The sequence below is a fragment of the Klebsiella sp. CB_Kp196 genome, assembly GCF_040061575.1.
GTDB lineage: Bacteria > Pseudomonadota > Gammaproteobacteria > Enterobacterales > Enterobacteriaceae > Klebsiella > Klebsiella michiganensis.
Map to the genome: position 1 here is coordinate 1 of NZ_JBEAFH010000066.1, position 16,815 is coordinate 16,815.

14 protein-coding genes, 1 tRNA gene and 1 other RNA gene are annotated in these 16,815 nt (G+C 57.5%); 9 read left to right on the forward strand and 7 right to left on the reverse strand.

Annotation, left to right across the window (positions count from 1 at the left end; all coding sequences use genetic code 11):
* Nucleotides 1-137: 137 nt before the first annotated feature.
* The 5 genes from ABLU87_RS23800 to ABLU87_RS23820 all read right to left on the reverse strand — a co-directional run bounded on the left by ABLU87_RS23800 (nt 138) and on the right by ABLU87_RS23820 (nt 4,589).
* A non-coding RNA gene (locus ABLU87_RS23800) (RtT sRNA) lies at nt 138-269 on the reverse strand.
* A 34-nt stretch (nt 270-303) separates the two neighbouring features.
* A tRNA-Pro gene (locus tag ABLU87_RS23805) sits at nt 304-380 on the reverse strand.
* A gap of 89 nt (nt 381-469) precedes the next feature.
* Nucleotides 470-2,158 (reverse strand): kdo(2)-lipid A phosphoethanolamine 7''-transferase, encoded by a 1,689-nt coding sequence (gene eptB / locus ABLU87_RS23810; protein WP_004855325.1) that lies wholly within the window; start codon nt 2,156-2,158, stop codon nt 470-472.
* Nucleotides 2,159-2,399: 241 nt separating this feature from the next.
* Nucleotides 2,400-3,602, reverse strand: a complete 1,203-nt coding sequence (locus tag ABLU87_RS23815; protein ID WP_025106796.1) for an MFS transporter — start codon at nt 3,600-3,602, stop codon at nt 2,400-2,402.
* 342 nt (nt 3,603-3,944) lie between these two features.
* On the reverse strand, nt 3,945-4,589 hold the full coding sequence (locus ABLU87_RS23820) for a lipase (protein WP_014227192.1): 645 nt from the start codon (nt 4,587-4,589) through the stop codon (nt 3,945-3,947).
* 160 nt (nt 4,590-4,749) lie between these two features.
* Here ABLU87_RS23820 and tag point away from each other — a divergent pair, with 160 nt between their 5' ends.
* Nucleotides 4,750-5,319 (forward strand): DNA-3-methyladenine glycosylase I, encoded by a 570-nt coding sequence (tag, locus tag ABLU87_RS23825; protein WP_025106795.1) that lies wholly within the window; start codon nt 4,750-4,752, stop codon nt 5,317-5,319.
* Complete coding sequence (locus ABLU87_RS23830) at nt 5,309-5,755, forward strand: N-acetyltransferase (protein ID WP_004137819.1); 447 nt, start codon at nt 5,309-5,311, stop codon at nt 5,753-5,755. Before tag ends, ABLU87_RS23830 begins: the two co-directional genes overlap by 11 nt.
* On the opposite strand, the gene ABLU87_RS23835 is transcribed toward ABLU87_RS23830, so the two are convergent.
* Complete coding sequence (locus tag ABLU87_RS23835; RefSeq protein ID WP_064357659.1) at nt 5,718-8,048, reverse strand: molybdopterin guanine dinucleotide-containing S/N-oxide reductase; 2,331 nt, start codon at nt 8,046-8,048, stop codon at nt 5,718-5,720. The two genes, ABLU87_RS23830 and ABLU87_RS23835, sit on opposite strands and share 38 nt — an antisense overlap.
* A gap of 167 nt (nt 8,049-8,215) precedes the next feature.
* Here ABLU87_RS23835 and ABLU87_RS23840 point away from each other — a divergent pair, with 167 nt between their 5' ends.
* From ABLU87_RS23840 to ghrB, 6 genes are all read left to right on the forward strand, one after another.
* Complete coding sequence (locus tag ABLU87_RS23840) at nt 8,216-8,878, forward strand: OmpA family lipoprotein (RefSeq protein WP_049069103.1); 663 nt, start codon at nt 8,216-8,218, stop codon at nt 8,876-8,878.
* A gap of 93 nt (nt 8,879-8,971) precedes the next feature.
* On the forward strand, nt 8,972-9,988 hold the full coding sequence (locus ABLU87_RS23845) for a LacI family DNA-binding transcriptional regulator (RefSeq protein WP_049069104.1): 1,017 nt from the start codon (nt 8,972-8,974) through the stop codon (nt 9,986-9,988).
* A gap of 108 nt (nt 9,989-10,096) precedes the next feature.
* On the forward strand, nt 10,097-10,846 hold the full coding sequence (locus ABLU87_RS23850) for a sugar phosphate isomerase/epimerase (protein WP_064377564.1): 750 nt from the start codon (nt 10,097-10,099) through the stop codon (nt 10,844-10,846).
* 3 nt (nt 10,847-10,849) lie between these two features.
* Nucleotides 10,850-11,788, forward strand: coding sequence for a sugar kinase (locus ABLU87_RS23855; RefSeq protein WP_122116960.1), 939 nt, complete (start codon nt 10,850-10,852; stop codon nt 11,786-11,788).
* A 101-nt stretch (nt 11,789-11,889) separates the two neighbouring features.
* Complete coding sequence (locus ABLU87_RS23860; protein WP_004855346.1) at nt 11,890-13,170, forward strand: MFS transporter; 1,281 nt, start codon at nt 11,890-11,892, stop codon at nt 13,168-13,170.
* 24 nt (nt 13,171-13,194) lie between these two features.
* Complete coding sequence (ghrB, locus tag ABLU87_RS23865) at nt 13,195-14,166, forward strand: glyoxylate/hydroxypyruvate reductase GhrB (RefSeq protein WP_009652700.1); 972 nt, start codon at nt 13,195-13,197, stop codon at nt 14,164-14,166.
* A gap of 57 nt (nt 14,167-14,223) precedes the next feature.
* Here the strand turns inward: ghrB and ABLU87_RS23870 are convergent, their stop codons facing one another.
* A complete protein-coding gene (locus ABLU87_RS23870; RefSeq protein ID WP_004126443.1) occupies nt 14,224-14,934 on the reverse strand; it encodes a DUF3053 domain-containing protein in 711 nt (236 codons plus the stop codon).
* Nucleotides 14,935-15,375: 441 nt separating this feature from the next.
* On the opposite strand from ABLU87_RS23870, the gene ABLU87_RS23875 reads away from it, so the two are divergent.
* Nucleotides 15,376-16,734, forward strand: a complete 1,359-nt coding sequence (locus tag ABLU87_RS23875) for an MFS transporter (RefSeq protein ID WP_122116959.1) — start codon at nt 15,376-15,378, stop codon at nt 16,732-16,734.
* Nucleotides 16,735-16,815 lie beyond the last annotated feature (81 nt).

Below are 16,815 nucleotides of genomic sequence, written 5' to 3' on the forward strand. Positions count from 1 at the left end.
CCGTAGCCCGGGCAAGGCGCTTTGCGCCGCCCCCGGGAGCGGTGTGCAGTACGGCTGGATTTCCCGGAAACGATGCTGCATATCAGTAAGGACGACAGAAACAAAAAAGCCTGTTCGTTGAGCTGGCTTTTCGAATTTGGTCGGTGATAGAGGATAACTCGCCACTACGTGGCTCGCCCTGCGGGCCGTTGCTGACGCAACGTTCTCTCGCTCCGCTCGAGTCGAACCTCTACCCCCGGAGGTTCTCATCCTCACAAACCTCAGATGCAAAAAAGCCTGCTCATTGAGCAGGCTTTTCGAATTTGGTCGGTGATAGAGGATTCGAACCTCCGACCCCTTCGTCCCGAACGAAGTGCGCTACCAGGCTGCGCCAATCACCGAATGCGGGCGCATCTTACTGCTGCGATACACACCCGTCAATGCCTTATTATGAAAAAGTCGCTCAAGCGGCGAGAAACTCGCCACTCTGCTACTCCTTCTTCGCCGCAGCGTCAGGAACGTGGCACCAGTTGTTATATTGGTTAATCCCGCCGTCCGGCGAAGTATAGCCAAGACAGCCCATAATGGTGTCATACAGTTCTACGTGGCGGCGCGGCACCTTCATGGCCGCCTGCTGCTTCAGGCGCGCAAAAGAAGCTGCGTGGTCGGGCGACGCCAGATACTTATCCGACATCCACACCAGCATCGGCACGCGGAACTGCTCCGGCGGCGCCATCTTGCGCGGCGTACCGTGCAGGTGTTCGCGCTCGTTGATAGACTCGCCGTGGTCGGCCGCATAGAAAACAATCGCCTTCTTGTCCCGCAGCTGATCCAGCACGCTGACGATAAAGTGATCGACGTAGGTCACGCTGTTATCGTACGAGTTAATCAGCTCAGCCTTCGAGCATTTATTATCGACGCCGACGCACTCCGGCTTCCACTGCGCAAAGCTGCGCGGATAGCGCTGGGTATAGTTAAAGTGCGATCCTTTGGTATGCAGAATAATCAGGTGCTTACCATTGGGATTCTTCGCCAGACCGCGCTTCATTTCATCCACCAGCAGCATGTCGTCAACGCTCTTGCCGCGGTTACTCGGCTCAGCGCCAATCTGCTCGCGATAGGCGATATTGTTCGCCATCGTGTTGCTGTAGAACCACATCTCGCTCTGCATGGCGTACAGGTTGCCGGTAAAGCCGAGCTGGTGCAGGACGGCAAAGACGTTCTGTTCTTTCAGCGTCCGCTGCGGGTTATCATCCGCCCCGCCCTGACGAACGAACATACAGCGCAGCGACAGCTTCGTGGCGGTATCGCAGGAGTATCCGCGGAAAGCGACCAGGTTTTTTTCCTGCGCCAGCTTAGGCGTGGTATTGCGGCTATAGCCCAGGATGCCCATATGGTCCCAGCGGGTGGTTTCGCCGATGATAAACACCACGTAAGTATCATCCAGCCCTTGCGGCTCAACGTAGGTGAATTTTTTCGCCGGATTGATCAGGGATTTATTATCGGAAGACTCGTCCACCTGCGCCCACGCGTAAAGCCCCAGCGCTGATAGCCAGTTAGACGGCAGATAGGAGTTAGCCACCACCCCGCCATAGCTTGGCAGATCGACTTCGGAACTGCGCTCAAAGTTCTTCTGACGAACCTCCAGCAAGCGAATAGGGCCCCAGACCATCAGGCCAGCCAGCAGCACGATAGTAATATTCTTCATCCGCTGGCCGGGCGTACGAATTTGACGCAGCAGGGTGAAGCGACAGCGGTTGCTCCAGATAAGCACCAGCGGCAGCGCGCTCATCAGCACCAGCCAGAGAATCAGGTGCCAGCCGATAACCTCTCTGGACAAGTCGATGTCAGTGGTCATCACCGAGGCAATAATCCCGTAGCCGATCACCACATTCAGGAAGGTCATGTAATAGCTGGCGGCGGCGGAGAAGAGTACGACGATGGTCGCGAGAATACGCCAGACCCGGCGGCCAAACAGCGACAAAATACGCAGCAGAAAGAAGGTGACCAGAAAGGTCCCTATCAGCTCAACTGCACCTGAGAGTCCTTTCCAGATGGTAAACTCCTGAGCGTACCCCTCGAAGCGGCGGAAGAATACGGCGGCGTTCATAAACCAGCCGATGTACAGCGCCAGCCAGATACTGAGCTTCAGCTGCGTCATCGTTTTAATGTATTTCATGCAAAAAACCTGGAAAACGAAGAGATAAAACCGCCCGACTTAAGCGATATAAGTAAGCAGGTTAATAAAGTGCGTTTAGCTTGGTTATAAGAAACCTCTACAAAGCGCGATAAGTAGACCACAGCGGAAGGAAAAAGTATCAGGAGGGAATGTGATCCAACCAAACATTTACAAAACATTTGGTTGGATTGGCACTATTAGCTTAGGGAATTAATCATCGGAGCCGGGATAACACCCGGTTTCAGGCGTGAGCCTGGTGGTAAATTTCACTTTTCGGCTGGCGAATCGTTGTCGAAAGCGCCAGAGAGAGAATCAGCAGCGCAAAGATGACGCAGAAGGTCACGTAGAAACCGCCGAACAGGGAAGCAATCAGCGAACCGCAGATGCTGCCGATACCAAAGCCGAGATAAATCACGCCGTAGTTTTTCGCCAGGTTATTGAGGCCAAAGAACTCGCTGACCAGCGACGGGAAGACGGTAATCGTACCGCCGAAGTTAAAGGCCACGCAGGCGATAGCGGCGAAGAACGTCATGGCGTTCAGCGGAGCGAACAGCAGCGCCGCCATACCGATAAGCGAGACAACCTGTCCGATGGTAATCACCCGGATGCGGGACATTTTATCGGACAGAATGCCCAGAACCAGGCGCCCGCTCAGGTTAGCGATAGAGATCACCGTCACCGCGTTGGCGGCCGTCGCAACATCGAGGTGCACCATCCCCTGGGCGATGTCTTTCGCCACACCAATCACGTACAGGCCGCTCATGCAGGCGGTCAGGAACATCACCGCCAGCATCCAGTACTGAGGTTTACGCATCGATTCGGCGAGGGTGAAGTCGTTTTCGACGACGCCGTTGTTGGCGGTAGCGGTGTGGTTCGGCGCGTCTGTCATCAGCGTCGCGCCAAAAACGATCATCACCAGCACGATAGTGCCCCAGATAATAAAGGTTTTTTCCAGGCCGACCGTCGCCAGCAGATGGGAGTCAATAAATTTAAAACCCAGGCTGCCAAGCCCGTAAGCACCGATGGAAAAAGCCGAAATCAGTCCCTTACGTTCCGGGAACCATTTGACGCAGTTCGACAGCGTCAGCAAATAGCCGGCACCGTCGGCCAGCCCAACCAGCAGACCCGCGCTCAGCCACAGCATCATCAGGCTGTTTGAATGCGCGGTAAGGAAGAATCCGAGGCCCAGCAGGACGCCGGAAGCCATGGTGACGCGTTTAACGCCGAAACGTTCCTGTAATTTACCTGCCACGGATGAAGAGAGCGCCAGGCCGAGGCTTAACAGGCCGAATGAAAACGCCACCTGGCTTACCGGTTCGTCCAGCTTGGCGGAAAGCGAACTATTGAACAAACTCCATGTATAAACCGATCCCAGCGCAAATTGCGTAATGATAGTGCCGAGCAGCGTAAGCCAGCGGGTGTATTGACGGTTTGCAGCGTTCATAGCAGTTGTCCTGAATAATTAACTGCCGCCACCATAACGAAGTCCCCTGTAAGTCTGGGGAAAAAAGGCATGAGCTGCCGCTACCGCGGAATGAAATGCATTAAAGGCGGAATGAATGACATTGCAAAACATTCCCGCCTTAACGATTTATCGGAAAGTTAGTGCCCGCTACCGCTGGAAGATGCGTCATTACTGTAATGATAAAGTAAATTAAACGTATCAACTATGCTACATATTTAGCCTGAATAACTCGAGTGGCAAATGGCGGCATGCCGCAGCCCCATCCGGGTGAGGCTCAGGGATGAGCCGAATCACAAGCGCCGCCAGCGTATCCGCAATAAATTAAAAATTGGCGCTCACGCCCATTAAATAGAGATAGTTTGCCCCGGTGGGTAAATTGTCCGCCTGGGATAGCGCCGCCCAGGCGGCAAGATGAGAGTTGAGCGACATATCTGCGCCCAGCGTCACGTCCCGCCAGGCACCGTCCTGCGCGCGGTTCGCCCCGCCGAAATCCGTCGTCAACTCCTGGTTATAGCTCACCTGAGCCCACGGATGTACACCCCATAGCTTCTGATAATCGACCCGCCAGCCCAGCGTATTCACGTAGCCGGTTCCGGCCGCATTGCGGGTAAGCGGCGGCGACGTCAGATCGGAATGTAAACTGGCGACCGGGCCGGACGTCATCCCCTCGGTCAGAGAGAAATTCCAGCCGACGCTCATACCGCGTGCGCTATCCACCGGAGAGACCGCCTGATTAAACGCCAGTCCGGAAGGATCGTCGGACGCATTTATCCGCTCCGCGAGAATATCTTCATAGCGCGGTTGGTGATCGCTGTCCCATGTATAGCGTTCCGCAGTATTACTTTTTGTATCGATAGCGATATATTCCTGTTGCCAGGCATTCGCCCCGGCAACACACGACGCCCAGACGGATACGCACGCCGGGACCAGGAATACCCGGAGGCCATTGCATTTCTTTATTATCATTAATGCGACTCCAAAAAGAGCCGAAACGGCAAGGTTGCTGTGTTTTTTTTATGGGTGTCCTATCCCTGCTTGGGGAATAATAACCCTGTATTAACTATTATCTTTATCTTTCAGCCGTCAAGTTGAACGACTGAGTTTTTATCACAAAAGGGAGAGACAGATGCAACGTTGCGGATGGGTCAGTCAGGATCCTTTATACATTGAGTACCACGATAAGGAGTGGGGCGTTGCTGAAAAGAATCCCCGCAAGCTGTTTGAGATGATTTGTCTCGAAGGCCAGCAGGCCGGACTGTCGTGGATCACCGTGCTGAAAAAGCGTGAAAACTACCGCCGCGCTTTTCACCAGTTTGATCCGGTTCGCGTCGCGGCAATGGACGAAGAAGACATTGAACGTCTGGTTCTCGACGCCGGTATTATTCGCCATCGCGGTAAAATTCAGGCCATCATCGGCAACGCCCGCGCCTTCCTGGCGATGGAAAAAAATGGCGAACCTTTCGCAGATTTCGTCTGGTCATTCGTCGATAATCACCCCCAGGTGACGGCCGCCGCCACGCTGGCGGAGATCCCGACAACCACCCCGGCTTCTGACGCATTGTCGAAAGCGCTGAAAAAACGGGGCTTTAAGTTTGTCGGCTCCACTATCTGCTACTCCTTTATGCAGGCCTGCGGTCTGGTCAACGACCACGTCATCGACTGTTTCTGTCGCTCAGGAGGCCAGGATGATTCGTAACTGGGACGCTAACGAAACCGGCCCGCTGCTCGAGCTGTGGCTAGAGAGTACGATCCACGCGCATCCGTTTATCGCCGAAAGCTACTGGCATGACAGCCTGGCGATAGTGCGCGACGTTTACCTGCCCTCCGCGCAAACCTGGGTATGGGAGCAGGACGGCGTGCTGAAGGGTTTTATCAGCGTGATGGAGTCACGCTTCATCGGCGCGCTGTTCGTCGCGCCGGATGCCGCCAGGCAGGGTATCGGCAGCGCGCTGATCGGCGAAGTCAAAAAACACTACGGTTGGCTAACCCTTGAGGTATACCAGAAAAACGTTCAGGCGGTGAATTTCTACCATGCGCAGGGCTTCCGCATTGAAGACTGCGCATGGCAGGATGAAACCCAGCATCCGACCTGGATTATGCATTGGTCGGCGGATCAAATGCCGTCAGCGTAAGCTCGGGCCCGGTATACTTTTCCAGCCAGGCCAGCGCCGTATTTCCGGCGCAGCCGTTACCCAGCCGCGATGTCGGAATATCTTTGGTCAGCACGTTCACCGCACCGTTTTTGCAAATTCCCGCCTGAGGGTCGAGATCGGGCCATGCTCCTTCGTGCAAGCAGATAACCCCGGGACGAATGCCGTCGGTCACTACCGCGCCGGCCAGCACCTGGCCGCGTGAATTCCATACCCGCACCAGATCGCCATCGGCGATATTGCGCGCCTGCGCATCGCGCGGATGAAGGGTTAACGGTTCACGGCCCGCCACCGCGTACTGTTCGCGCAGCGACGTATGGTTGAGCTGGCTGTGGAGGCGGTGCGCCGGATGCGCTGACAGCACCTGGAGCTGGCCTTCCTGCGCATTGCCGTGCCATTCGTCCGGCTCCAGCCACATAGGGTGCGGCGGGCAATCCGGATAAGCAAACCCGGCGATGGTCGGCGAGTGAATTTCAATTTTACCGCTGGCGGTTTTCAGCGGATTCGCCTGCGGATCGGCCCTGAAGGCGGCAAAGCGGGCGAAGCGCGCGTTTTCAGGGTTCTCCGGCATTTCAATCAGCTGATTATCCTGCCAGAACCGGGCGAACGGCGGCAGCGTAACCTGCTGCGCCGCCCCGCGCTGGGCGGCAATCTGGTAAAATGTCTCCAGCCACTGCAGATCGTTTTTACCCTCGGTGAAGCGCTCCCGCCCGCCCGCTTCCCAGCGCTCGCTGAGGTCGGCGAAGACCTCGAAATCATCGCGCGCTTCATCGCGCGGCGCGACCACCCGCTTCATCGGCACCAGATGCTGGTTGCTGTAGTCGCCGGTCATGGTCATATCGTTGCGTTCAAATGAGGTCGTCGCGGGCAGCACGATATCGGCATGGCGCGCCGCGGCGGTCCAGAAGCATTCGGAAATGACGATAAGCTCCGGTTTTTGCCAGGCGCGGATCAGCCGGTTGGTATCCTGATGGTGGGTAAAGTTGGCGCCGCCCGCCCACCAGATAAAGCGGATATCCGGGAAGCGGCGTTCCATACCGTTATGTTGATAAGACGCCCCGGGGTTTTCCAGCGCTTCAACGATACGCGCGACCGGGATTTTTTCCACTGCATCGGTCCCGCCCGCCACGCTGCCCTGCATTGAGGCCAGCACCGCCGCGCGGCGCGTAGGGTTGCCGCCGTTGGCAAAGTGATAGGAAAGGCCAAAGCCCCCGCCCCGGGTGCCTATCTGGCCGAGCATGGCGGCGAGGGTCACCAGCATCCAGTGTTTTTGTTCGCCAAACTGCTGGCGCTGCATTCCCCAGCCGGACATCAACATGGTGGTGTTTTCGTGGAAAAGTTGTGCCAGTTCGCGAATTTTCTCCGCGCTAATGCCGCAGATCGCCGCCGCCCATTCCGCCGTTTTTGCCGTTCCGTCGCTCTCCCCGGTCAGATAGCGGGCGAAAACGTCATAGCCGCTGGTGCAGCGGGCCAAAAACGCGTCATCCTGCCAGCCGTTTTCCACCAGCGTATGGGCGATACCGAGCATCAGCGCCACGTCGGTGCCCATATGCGGGGCGATCCACTCCGCCGCGTCGCCAAAGAATTCCGCCGTTTCCGATCGCATGGGATCGATGCAGATCACCCGCTTCCCACTCTGACGCAGACGATCGAACCACGGGATGCCCTGCTCATCGGAAGCGTTCCAGGCAATTTTTAGCGTATTTAATGGGTTAGCGCTCCACAGCACCACGACATCGCTATGTTCCAACACCATTGGCCAGCTGGTCTGCTGCTGATAAACCTCATTACCGCCAACCACGTACGGCATGATCGCCTGGGCCGCGCCGGTGGAATAATCGCCCAGATGCCCGGTATAGCCGCCCGCCAGGCTCATATAGCGCTGGAGCAGCGTCGCCGCTTTGTGCAACACGCCATTTGAGCGCCAGCCGTAGGAGCCCGCAAAAATCGACGCCGGGCCGTAGCTTTCGCGAATGCGCCGGTGCTGGGCGTGAATCAGATCCAGCGCCTGCTCCCAGCTCACCCGCACAAACTCATCCTGCCCGCGCACGCCTTGTGGGCTTTCTGGCGAGGCGAGAAATCCCTTACGCACCATCGGATAACGTACGCGGGTTTTGCTATGCACCTGATCGCGCACTGCGGTTTGCAGCGAGTTGGGGAAAGGGGTATCAAGCGCCCCGCGCGAAGAGATGACGTTCTCGCCATCGGTTTCGACCAGCATTGGCCCCCAATGGGCTGCGGTCAGGATAGTTTTGGTAGCAGATGAGGTTGGCAATGCGGGCTCCTGGTCAGCGATAGCAGGTGTGGTGACGGCACGTTATTCAGCCGTTCAATGTTATTTACAAATTGAGATGCTCTCTGCGGAATTTTCTCCGGTTTCGGGCGTCATAATCAACCGTCACGGTCGCTGTGGCAAAGAATAAAAAGGATTAAGGAAATAAGATGAAAAAACGCGTACTCATGATTGCGGCTGTCGTTAGCGGCGCACTGGCCATTTCTGGCTGTACCACCAATCCCTATACCGGGGAGCGCGAAGCGGGTAAATCCGGGATCGGCGCGGGCATTGGTTCGTTAGTCGGCGCAGGCGTTGGGGCGCTCTCCTCTTCCAAACATGACCGCGGCAAAGGCGCGCTGATCGGCGCAGCGGCCGGCGCGGCGCTGGGCGGCGGCATCGGTTACTATATGGACGTGCAGGAAGCGAAGCTGCGCGAGAAAATGCAGGGAACCGGCGTAACCGTGACGCGAAACGGCGACAATATCGTGCTGAACATGCCGAACAATGTGACCTTCGACAGCAGCAGCGCCAACCTGAAACCCGCGGGCGCCAATACCCTCACCGGCGTGGCGATGGTGCTGAAAGAGTATGAGAAAACCGCCGTTAACGTAGTGGGTTATACCGACAGCACCGGCAGCCAGGATCTGAACATGCGCCTCTCTCAGCAGCGCGCGGAGAGCGTCGCCAGCGCGCTTATTACCCAGGGCGTGGCGGCTAATCGCATCCGCACAACCGGTATGGGCCCGGCGAACCCGATCGCCAGCAACAGCACGGCGGAAGGCAAAGCGCAGAACCGCCGCGTTGAAATTACCCTCAGCCCGCTGCAATAATGCCCTCTTTGCCCGGCGACTCGCCGGGCAAAATGCTTGATATAGCGAATTTTCGCGCTAAGGTGTGTGCAGATTTCAGCAAAGGAAGCCACCATGGCGAAAGCGGCGCGAGCAACCATTAGCGATGTGGCGAAAGCCGCAAAGACCGGTAAAACCAGCATTTCACGCTATCTGAACGGCGAGAAGCATCTGCTTTCCGACGATCTGCTGGGGCGCATTGAAAAAGCCATTGCCGAGCTCGACTATCGTCCCAGCCTGATGGCCCGCGGCCTGAAGCATGGCCGTACCCGGCTGATCGGCCTGATCATCGCCGATATCACCAACCCCTACTCCGTCAACGTGCTCAGCGGCATTGAAGCCGCCTGTCGCGAAAAAGGATTTACCCTGCTGGTATGTAATACCAACAATGAGCTGGACCAGGAGCTGCACTATCTCGACCTGCTGCGCAGCTATCAGGTGGAGGGGATCGTGGTCAACGCGGTCGGGATGCGCGAGGACGGCCTCAACCGCCTGCAGCAGTCGGCGCTGCCGATGGTGCTTATCGACCGCAAAATTCCGGAATTCGCCTGCGATGTCGTCGGCCTCGATAATACCCAGGCCGCCACCACCGCCACCGAACACCTGGTAGAAAAGGGCTTCGAAGCCCTGCTGTTCCTTAGCGAACCCCTCGGCTCGGTCAATACCCGCCGCGAGCGCCTGAGCGCGTTTCGCCAGACCCTCCTGCGCCATGCCGGTATTGTCGCGGAAAACGCCGAAGTACCGTTGAACGATGGCGCGATGCTGGATAACGTCCTGCGTCACTTCCACTCCCACCATCGCGGCATGCGCAAGGCGGTGATTTCCGCCAACGGCGCGCTGACCCTGCAAGTGGCACGCTCCCTTAAACGCGTTGGCCTGATTTGGGGCAGCGATATCGGCCTGCTGGGCTTCGATGAACTGGAGTGGGCCGAGCTGGCGGGCGTGGGGATCACCACGCTCAAACAGCCGACCTGGCAGATTGGCTTCGCCGCCGTCGAGCAGGTGGTGCGTCGGATTGAAGGCAGCAACGACCCGGTCTGCGAACGGGTGTTTTCCGGCGAGCTGATCGTCAGAGGCTCCACCTCCCGCTAACGATCCTTCGTGATGGCGATCATAAATTAGACATCCTGGCCTTTGCTTTGGAACCGATACCATCTAGCGTAATAAACAACGCATCAGATTATCGTCGGGAGTATTGGGATGGCCAGAAAGATTATTGTCGTTACCGCCGCGTACGGGAATGACCGTGTTAAAGCGCTGGGCGGGCAGTCCGCCGTCCTGCCGTTTATCGCCGGCTCCGGCGCCGACGGCGTAGAGATCCGCCGGGAACTGTTCAGCGCGGATGAGCTGAACCGCCTGCCGGAACTGGCCGCCGATATTGAGCGCCGCGGCCTGCTGGTTTGCTATTCCGCGCCGGAAGCCCTGTTTACCGCTGACGGCTCGCTCAACCCGCGCCTCGCCGACTTTTTGCAGGAAGCGCAAACCCTTAACGCGCTGTGGCTGAAGCTCTCGCTGGGCCGCTTTACCCACCAAAACGATCTGGACACCCTGCGCGATATCCTGCGCGAGAGCGGCATGGCGCTGGTGGTGGAAAACGATCAAACCGACTGCGGCCAGCTGGCGCCGATGCAGCGCTTCAAGGCCGCCTGTCGGGTTAACCAGCTGCCGATCACCCTCACCTTTGATATGGGCAACTGGCTATGGGTTGGCGACTCGCCGGAAGAGGCCGCGCGCCACCTGGCGCCTGCCGTCAGCTATATTCATGTAAAGGCGGCTGAGCCGCACCATTCGCAGTTTCGCGCCGTACCGCCGGATGAAGCGTCCGGGCGCTGGCTGGCGCTGCTCGACAATCTGCCCGCAGACGCCCCGCGCGGGATCGAATTTCCGCTGACTGGCCATGACCTGACGGCCGTGACCCGCCGCTACGTCAACCTGTTACGCGAGGATTAAGTTATGCAAAAAGCGTTAGATGTCATCACGATAGGCGAAGCCATGGCGATGTTTGTCGCCACCGAAACCGGCGAACTGGCTGAAGTAGAACATTTTATGAAGCGCGTGGCGGGCGCGGAACTGAACGTCGCGACCGGGCTGGCCCGCCTCGGCTTAAGCGTCGGCTGGGTAAGCCGCGTCGGCGCGGACAGCTTTGGCCGCTTCGTCCTCACCGCGCTGGCGAAAGAGGGGATCGACGCCCGCGGCGTGAGCACCGATGGCCGCTACGCTACCGGCTTTCAGCTGAAATCTAAAGTCGAAAATGGAACCGATCCCATCGTGGAATATTTTCGCAAAGGCTCTGCTGCCAGCCATCTGTCGCCGGATGATTTTAACGAATCATACTTCGCCAGCGCCCGTCACCTGCACTTAAGCGGCGTGGCCGCCGCGCTGTCGGAAAGCTCATACGCCCTGCTGGACCGCGCGGCGCGCACCATGAAAGCGCAGGGAAAAACGATTTCGTTCGACCCCAACCTGCGGCCCACGCTGTGGAAAAGCGAAGCCGAGATGATCGAGAAGCTTAATCGCCTTGCGTTTCAGGCCGACTGGGTTCTGCCGGGGTTGAAAGAAGGCATGATTCTGACCGGCCAGCAAACGCCGGAAGCCATTGCGGACTTTTATCTTAGCCACGGCGTTCGCGCGGTCATCATAAAAACCGGCTCCGACGGCGCCTGGTATAAAACCGCCGATGGCGAACAGGGGGCCGTTGCGGCGATAAAAGTGGATAACGTCGTCGATACCGTTGGCGCCGGCGATGGCTTTGCCGTCGGGGTGATTAGCGCCCTGCTGGAAGGAAAACCGCTGCAGCAGGCGGTGAAACGCGGAAACAAAATCGGCTCACTGGCCATTCAGGTCCAGGGCGATAGCGAAGGCTTACCCACGCGTGAGGCGCTGGGCGAGTAAGCAGATTCAGCACAACGTCAGGCCGTTCTGTACCCTACATGCAGCGCGGCGTAACGGATCTTTTCTATGATGAGCGTCACCTCACTCACAGAGGCAAACCTATGAATAGTTCGACGAATGCAACAAAACGCTGGTGGTACATCATGCCTATCGTGTTTATCACGTATAGCCTGGCATACCTCGACCGCGCTAACTTCAGCTTCGCTTCGGCGGCCGGTATTACTGAAGATCTGGGGATCACCAAAGGTATCTCCTCCCTGCTGGGGGCGCTGTTCTTCCTCGGCTACTTCTTCTTTCAGATCCCCGGCGCGATTTACGCCGAACGCCGCAGCGTACGCAAACTCATTTTTATCTGCCTGATCCTGTGGGGCGCCTGCGCCTCGCTGACCGGGATGGTGCACAATATTCCCGCGCTGGCGGCGATTCGCTTTATTCTCGGCGTCGTCGAGGCCGCGGTCATGCCGGCGATGCTGATTTACATCAGCAACTGGTTTACTAAATCTGAACGCTCTCGCGCCAATACCTTCCTGATCCTCGGCAACCCGGTGACGGTGCTGTGGATGTCGGTGGTGTCCGGTTACCTGATTCAGGCCTTCGGCTGGCGGGAAATGTTTATTATCGAAGGCGTTCCGGCGGTGATTTGGGCCTTCTGCTGGTGGGTGCTGGTAAAAGACAAACCTTCGCAGGTCAACTGGCTGGCGGAAAGCGAAAAAGCCGCGTTGCAGGAGCAGCTGGAGCGTGAACAGCAGGGAATCAAACCGGTGCGCAACTACGGCGAAGCCTTCCGCTCGCGCAACGTTGTCCTGCTGTGCATGCAGTATTTCGCCTGGAGCATCGGGGTTTACGGTTTCGTTCTGTGGCTGCCGTCAATTATCCGCAGCGGCGGCGAGAATATGGGCATGGTCGAGGTCGGCTGGCTCTCATCCGTCCCCTATCTGGCGGCGACCATCGCGATGATCGTGGTCTCCTGGGCTTCCGATAAAATGCAGAACCGCAAGCTGTTTGTCTGGCCGCTGCTGCTGATTGCCGCCTTCGCCTTTATTGGTTCCTGGGCCGTTGGCGCCAACCATTTCTGGGTCTCTTATACCCTGCTGGTGATTGCCGGCGCGGCGATGTACGCCCCCTACGGACCGTTCTTCGCCATCATTCCTGAGATGCTGCCGCGCAACGTCGCCGGAGGCGCCATGGCCCTGATTAACAGCATGGGCGCGCTGGGTTCGTTCTTCGGCTCATGGTTTGTCGGTTACCTGAACGGCACCACCGGCAGCCCCGCAGCCTCGTACATTTTCATGGGAGTGGCGCTTTTCGTCTCGGTATGGCTTACTTTGATTGTTAAGCCTGCTAATAATCAAAAACTTCCGCTCGGCGCACGTCACGCCTGAAACCTTAACGCAACGGAGAACCGCATGAAGCCGTCAGTCATTCTCTACAAAACGCTTCCCGACGACCTGCAACAGCGTCTGGAACAACACTTTACCGTTACCCAGGTGAAAAACCTGCGTCCGGAGACCGTTTCACAGCACGCCGACGCGTTCGCTGAAGCGGTAGGTCTGCTGGGTTCCAGCGAAAAAGTCGATACCGCGTTACTGGAGAAAATGCCCAAGCTTCGTGCGACCTCGACCATCTCCGTCGGCTATGACAACTTCGACGTCGATGCGCTGAATGCGCGTAAAGTGCTGCTGATGCACACCCCGACGGTACTGACCGAGACCGTCGCCGATACCGTGATGGCGCTGGTATTGAGCACTGCGCGTCGGGTGGTTGAGGTGGCTAACCGCGTGAAGGCCGGCGAGTGGACCAAAAGCATCGGTCCGGACTGGTTTGGCAACGATGTGCACCATAAAACCCTCGGTATCGTCGGAATGGGGCGTATCGGGATGGCGCTTGCCCAGCGCGCCCACGCGGGCTTTGGTATGCCGATCCTCTACAACGCCCGCCGCCAGCACCCTCAGGCAGAGGAGCGCTTTAACGCCCGCTACTGCGATCTCGATACCTTGCTGGAGGAAGCGGATTTTGTCTGTCTGATCCTACCGCTGACCGATGAGACTCATCATCTGTTCGGCAAAGCTCAGTTTGCCAAAATGAAGCCCTCGGCCATCTTTATTAACGCCGGGCGCGGCCCGGTGGTGGATGAGAAAGCGCTGATTGCCGCCCTGCAGGAAGGTGAAATTCATGCCGCCGGCCTCGACGTTTTCGAACAAGAGCCGCTGGCGAAAGACTCCCCGCTGCTGAATATGCCAAACGTGGTCGCCGTGCCGCATATTGGCTCGGCCACGCATGAAACCCGCTATAACATGGCGGCCTGCGCGGTGGATAATCTGATTGATGCCCTGAACGGCAACGTTGAGAAGAACTGCGTGAATCCGCAGGTGAAGTGAGAAGTGAAAAAAGAAAACCCGGGCTAAGGTGAAGCCTTGCCCGGGCTGTCAGAGCCGTTAACGCGTCGCGTTAACTGCCGCGGTCCACGCCTGATTAAAGGCCTGGTGCTGAGCGGCCAGCGGCCCTATCAGCGTATTGTACTGACTGGCCTGCTGCGAAGTCGGGAACTGAATACCGTTCGCCACGAAGCTGACCTGGGTTTCTTGCTGAGCGATAAAATCACCCACCTGCACCAGCTGTTGGGTAAATACCTGCGCTGCCGGAATTAACGGCTGTAGCGCATTCGCCGGCGCCGTCACGACTTTGTTATAGACCTGGTCGAAGACCGGCTTGAGATCGTCGCCCTGTTTCAGCGCGCCGTGGGCGGCATCCGCCTGTATTTTTGCGTTCTCCAGCTGCTGGCTCAGTACGCCCAAAGCGCCGTTTGCCTGACGCAGCGGCTCGCGTTGGGTAACATAATCCTGCGGTACGCGGATCGCGTTCACGCTATCAACCACCGGACGTAAACCCGCATCCATCGCCTGGCTTACCTGCTGTGAATAGCCGTAAATCACCGCGTAATCGGAAACGAAAGGCCCGAACTGTTTTTTCTGATCGGCGGTCAGCGTCGGCAGACGTTCGCCGCTACGCATTGCCGTATTTTGCAGGAAGTCGATAAACGCTTTGCGCTGATCGCCTTCTTTATCAAAACACCCACTCAGGCTAACCACCATTAACAGGGCCGCAATAGCCGCAAACCAGCGAGAGCAGGACTTTCCTGTCGCCATTTTTTTACTCCTTTCAGCCAAAAAAAGCGCAAACAGACACACACGTGCCAGACGCTGACAAGGATAGTCCAGGTCGGCCTTGCAGGATACCTTTTCCTGACAATCTTCCTCCCTGAAAGCCGGTTTTTTAGCGTTTTAGCGGCCAGTCGCGTCGGCTGTTAAGTTCATCACAATTACCGCTATCATCCGGCATTCGGCTGAAACGCTTAACAAATTGATTTTGTTATTATTAATCTATTCTCTCTTCTGCACGGGTCGCAAAGTGGACGATAATCGCACGCTTCCCTTTTCGCCTGCATTGCCTGAACCGCCGTTCGATGATTTTATTAAATGAGCGATTAACGGCTTTTTGTTCGATAATCGCACAAACAACATCAACGACCGCGAGGGAGATAACAATAATCTATCTCTGTCCCCCGCTCTGCCTGCCAGGAATGCCGCATGAAGAAAACAACCATCGATATTCAGGCTTTTATCAATGAACATCCCTTCACGAAATACCAGTGGATGATTCTGGCCTTATGTTTTATCACCGTCGCGATGGACGGATTCGATACCGCGATAATCGGCTTTATCGCCTCTGACCTGGTGCAGGAATGGGGCGTCGAAAAATCGGCGTTAGGCCCGGTCATGAGCGCCGCCTTAGTCGGGCTCGCGGTCGGTGCGCTGACCGCCGGACCGCTCGCCGACCGCGTTGGGCGGAAAAAAGTTCTGATTATGTCCATCGTGGTTTTCGGTGGCTTTAGCCTGCTGACCGCCTTTGCTACCAGCCTTAACCAGCTGACGCTGCTGCGTTTTCTTACCGGCCTTGGGCTGGGCGCCGCCATGCCGAACGCCGCGACGCTGATGAGCGAATACGCCCCAGAGCGGCGTAGGGCACTGATGGTTAACCTGATGTTCGTCGGCTTTCCGATGGGCTCCTCGCTGGGCGGCTTCCTCTCCGCCTGGATGATCCCCCATTACGGCTGGCAAAGCGTGCTGGTGCTTGGCGGCGTGATGCCGCTGCTGCTGGCGGTAGTGCTGATCTTTCTTCTGCCGGAATCCGCGCGCTATATGGTGGTCAAACGCCAGCCTGCCCAGCGTATCGCCGCGATCCTGCGCCGCATCGCGCCTGTTCCAGAGCAGGCGGAATTTGAACTACGCGAAGCGGGCCAGGTAAAGGAGAAATCGTCCATCGGCGTGATTTTCTCACCGCGCTACGCCGTCGGCACCGTCATGCTGTGCCTGACCTACTTTATGGGCCTGCTGATCTTCTATTTGCTGACCAGCTGGCTGCCGCTGCTCATCCGCGAAACCGGCGCGACGATGAGCCAGGCCTCTATTATCACCGCGCTGTTCCCGCTGGGTGGCGGGATTGGCGTGCTTATCCTCGGCGCGCTGATGGATAAGCTCAACCCAAACAAAGTGGTTGCCGTGGGCTGGCTGCTGACCGGCGTGTTCGTTTGTCTGGTTGGTTTCTCGACCCATAACCTGCTGCTGATGGGGATAATGGTATTTATCGCCGGCAGCATTATGAACGGCGCGCAATCATCAATGCCTGCGCTGGCCGCCGGTTTCTATCCCACCCAAGGACGCGCGACCGGCGTGGCCTGGATGTTAGGGATTGGCCGCTTTGGCGGCATTCTCGGCGCCTTTAGCGGCGCGTTCCTGATGCAGGCCCAGCTCTCTTTCGAAACGATTTTCTCCTTGCTGGCTATCCCGGCCTTCCTGTCGGCCACCGCGCTGCTGGTCAAATATAAGCTTGGCCAACGGCAACCTTCGGCGGCCCAGGGTGAAGTGGAGAAGCTCCAGAAGGAGTAATACACCGGCCAGCGGGCGCGCGCTGGCCTTTTCCGCTTTTCTTCTTATCTGTTTACAATAATTTGCTTATCGGCTCTCTCT

What these genes read in the sequence shown, in the direction of transcription:
- ABLU87_RS23840 (WP_049069103.1), top strand. Translation starts at nt 8,216, where the DNA reads ATGAAAAAACGCGTACTCATGATTGCGGCTGTCGTTAGCGGCGCACTG.
- eptB (WP_004855325.1), bottom strand. Translation starts at nt 2,158, where the DNA reads ATGAAATACATTAAAACGATGACGCAGCTGAAGCTCAGTATCTGGCTG.
- ghrB (WP_009652700.1), top strand. Translation starts at nt 13,195, where the DNA reads ATGAAGCCGTCAGTCATTCTCTACAAAACGCTTCCCGACGACCTGCAA.
- ABLU87_RS23815 (WP_025106796.1), bottom strand. Translation starts at nt 3,602, where the DNA reads ATGAACGCTGCAAACCGTCAATACACCCGCTGGCTTACGCTGCTCGGC.
- ABLU87_RS23870 (WP_004126443.1), bottom strand. Translation starts at nt 14,934, where the DNA reads ATGGCGACAGGAAAGTCCTGCTCTCGCTGGTTTGCGGCTATTGCGGCC.
- ABLU87_RS23875 (WP_122116959.1), top strand. Translation starts at nt 15,376, where the DNA reads ATGAAGAAAACAACCATCGATATTCAGGCTTTTATCAATGAACATCCC.
- ABLU87_RS23850 (WP_064377564.1), top strand. Translation starts at nt 10,097, where the DNA reads ATGGCCAGAAAGATTATTGTCGTTACCGCCGCGTACGGGAATGACCGT.
- ABLU87_RS23830 (WP_004137819.1), top strand. Translation starts at nt 5,309, where the DNA reads ATGATTCGTAACTGGGACGCTAACGAAACCGGCCCGCTGCTCGAGCTG.
- ABLU87_RS23860 (WP_004855346.1), top strand. Translation starts at nt 11,890, where the DNA reads ATGAATAGTTCGACGAATGCAACAAAACGCTGGTGGTACATCATGCCT.
- ABLU87_RS23820 (WP_014227192.1), bottom strand. Translation starts at nt 4,589, where the DNA reads ATGATAATAAAGAAATGCAATGGCCTCCGGGTATTCCTGGTCCCGGCG.
- tag (WP_025106795.1), top strand. Translation starts at nt 4,750, where the DNA reads ATGCAACGTTGCGGATGGGTCAGTCAGGATCCTTTATACATTGAGTAC.
- ABLU87_RS23855 (WP_122116960.1), top strand. Translation starts at nt 10,850, where the DNA reads ATGCAAAAAGCGTTAGATGTCATCACGATAGGCGAAGCCATGGCGATG.
- ABLU87_RS23845 (WP_049069104.1), top strand. Translation starts at nt 8,972, where the DNA reads ATGGCGAAAGCGGCGCGAGCAACCATTAGCGATGTGGCGAAAGCCGCA.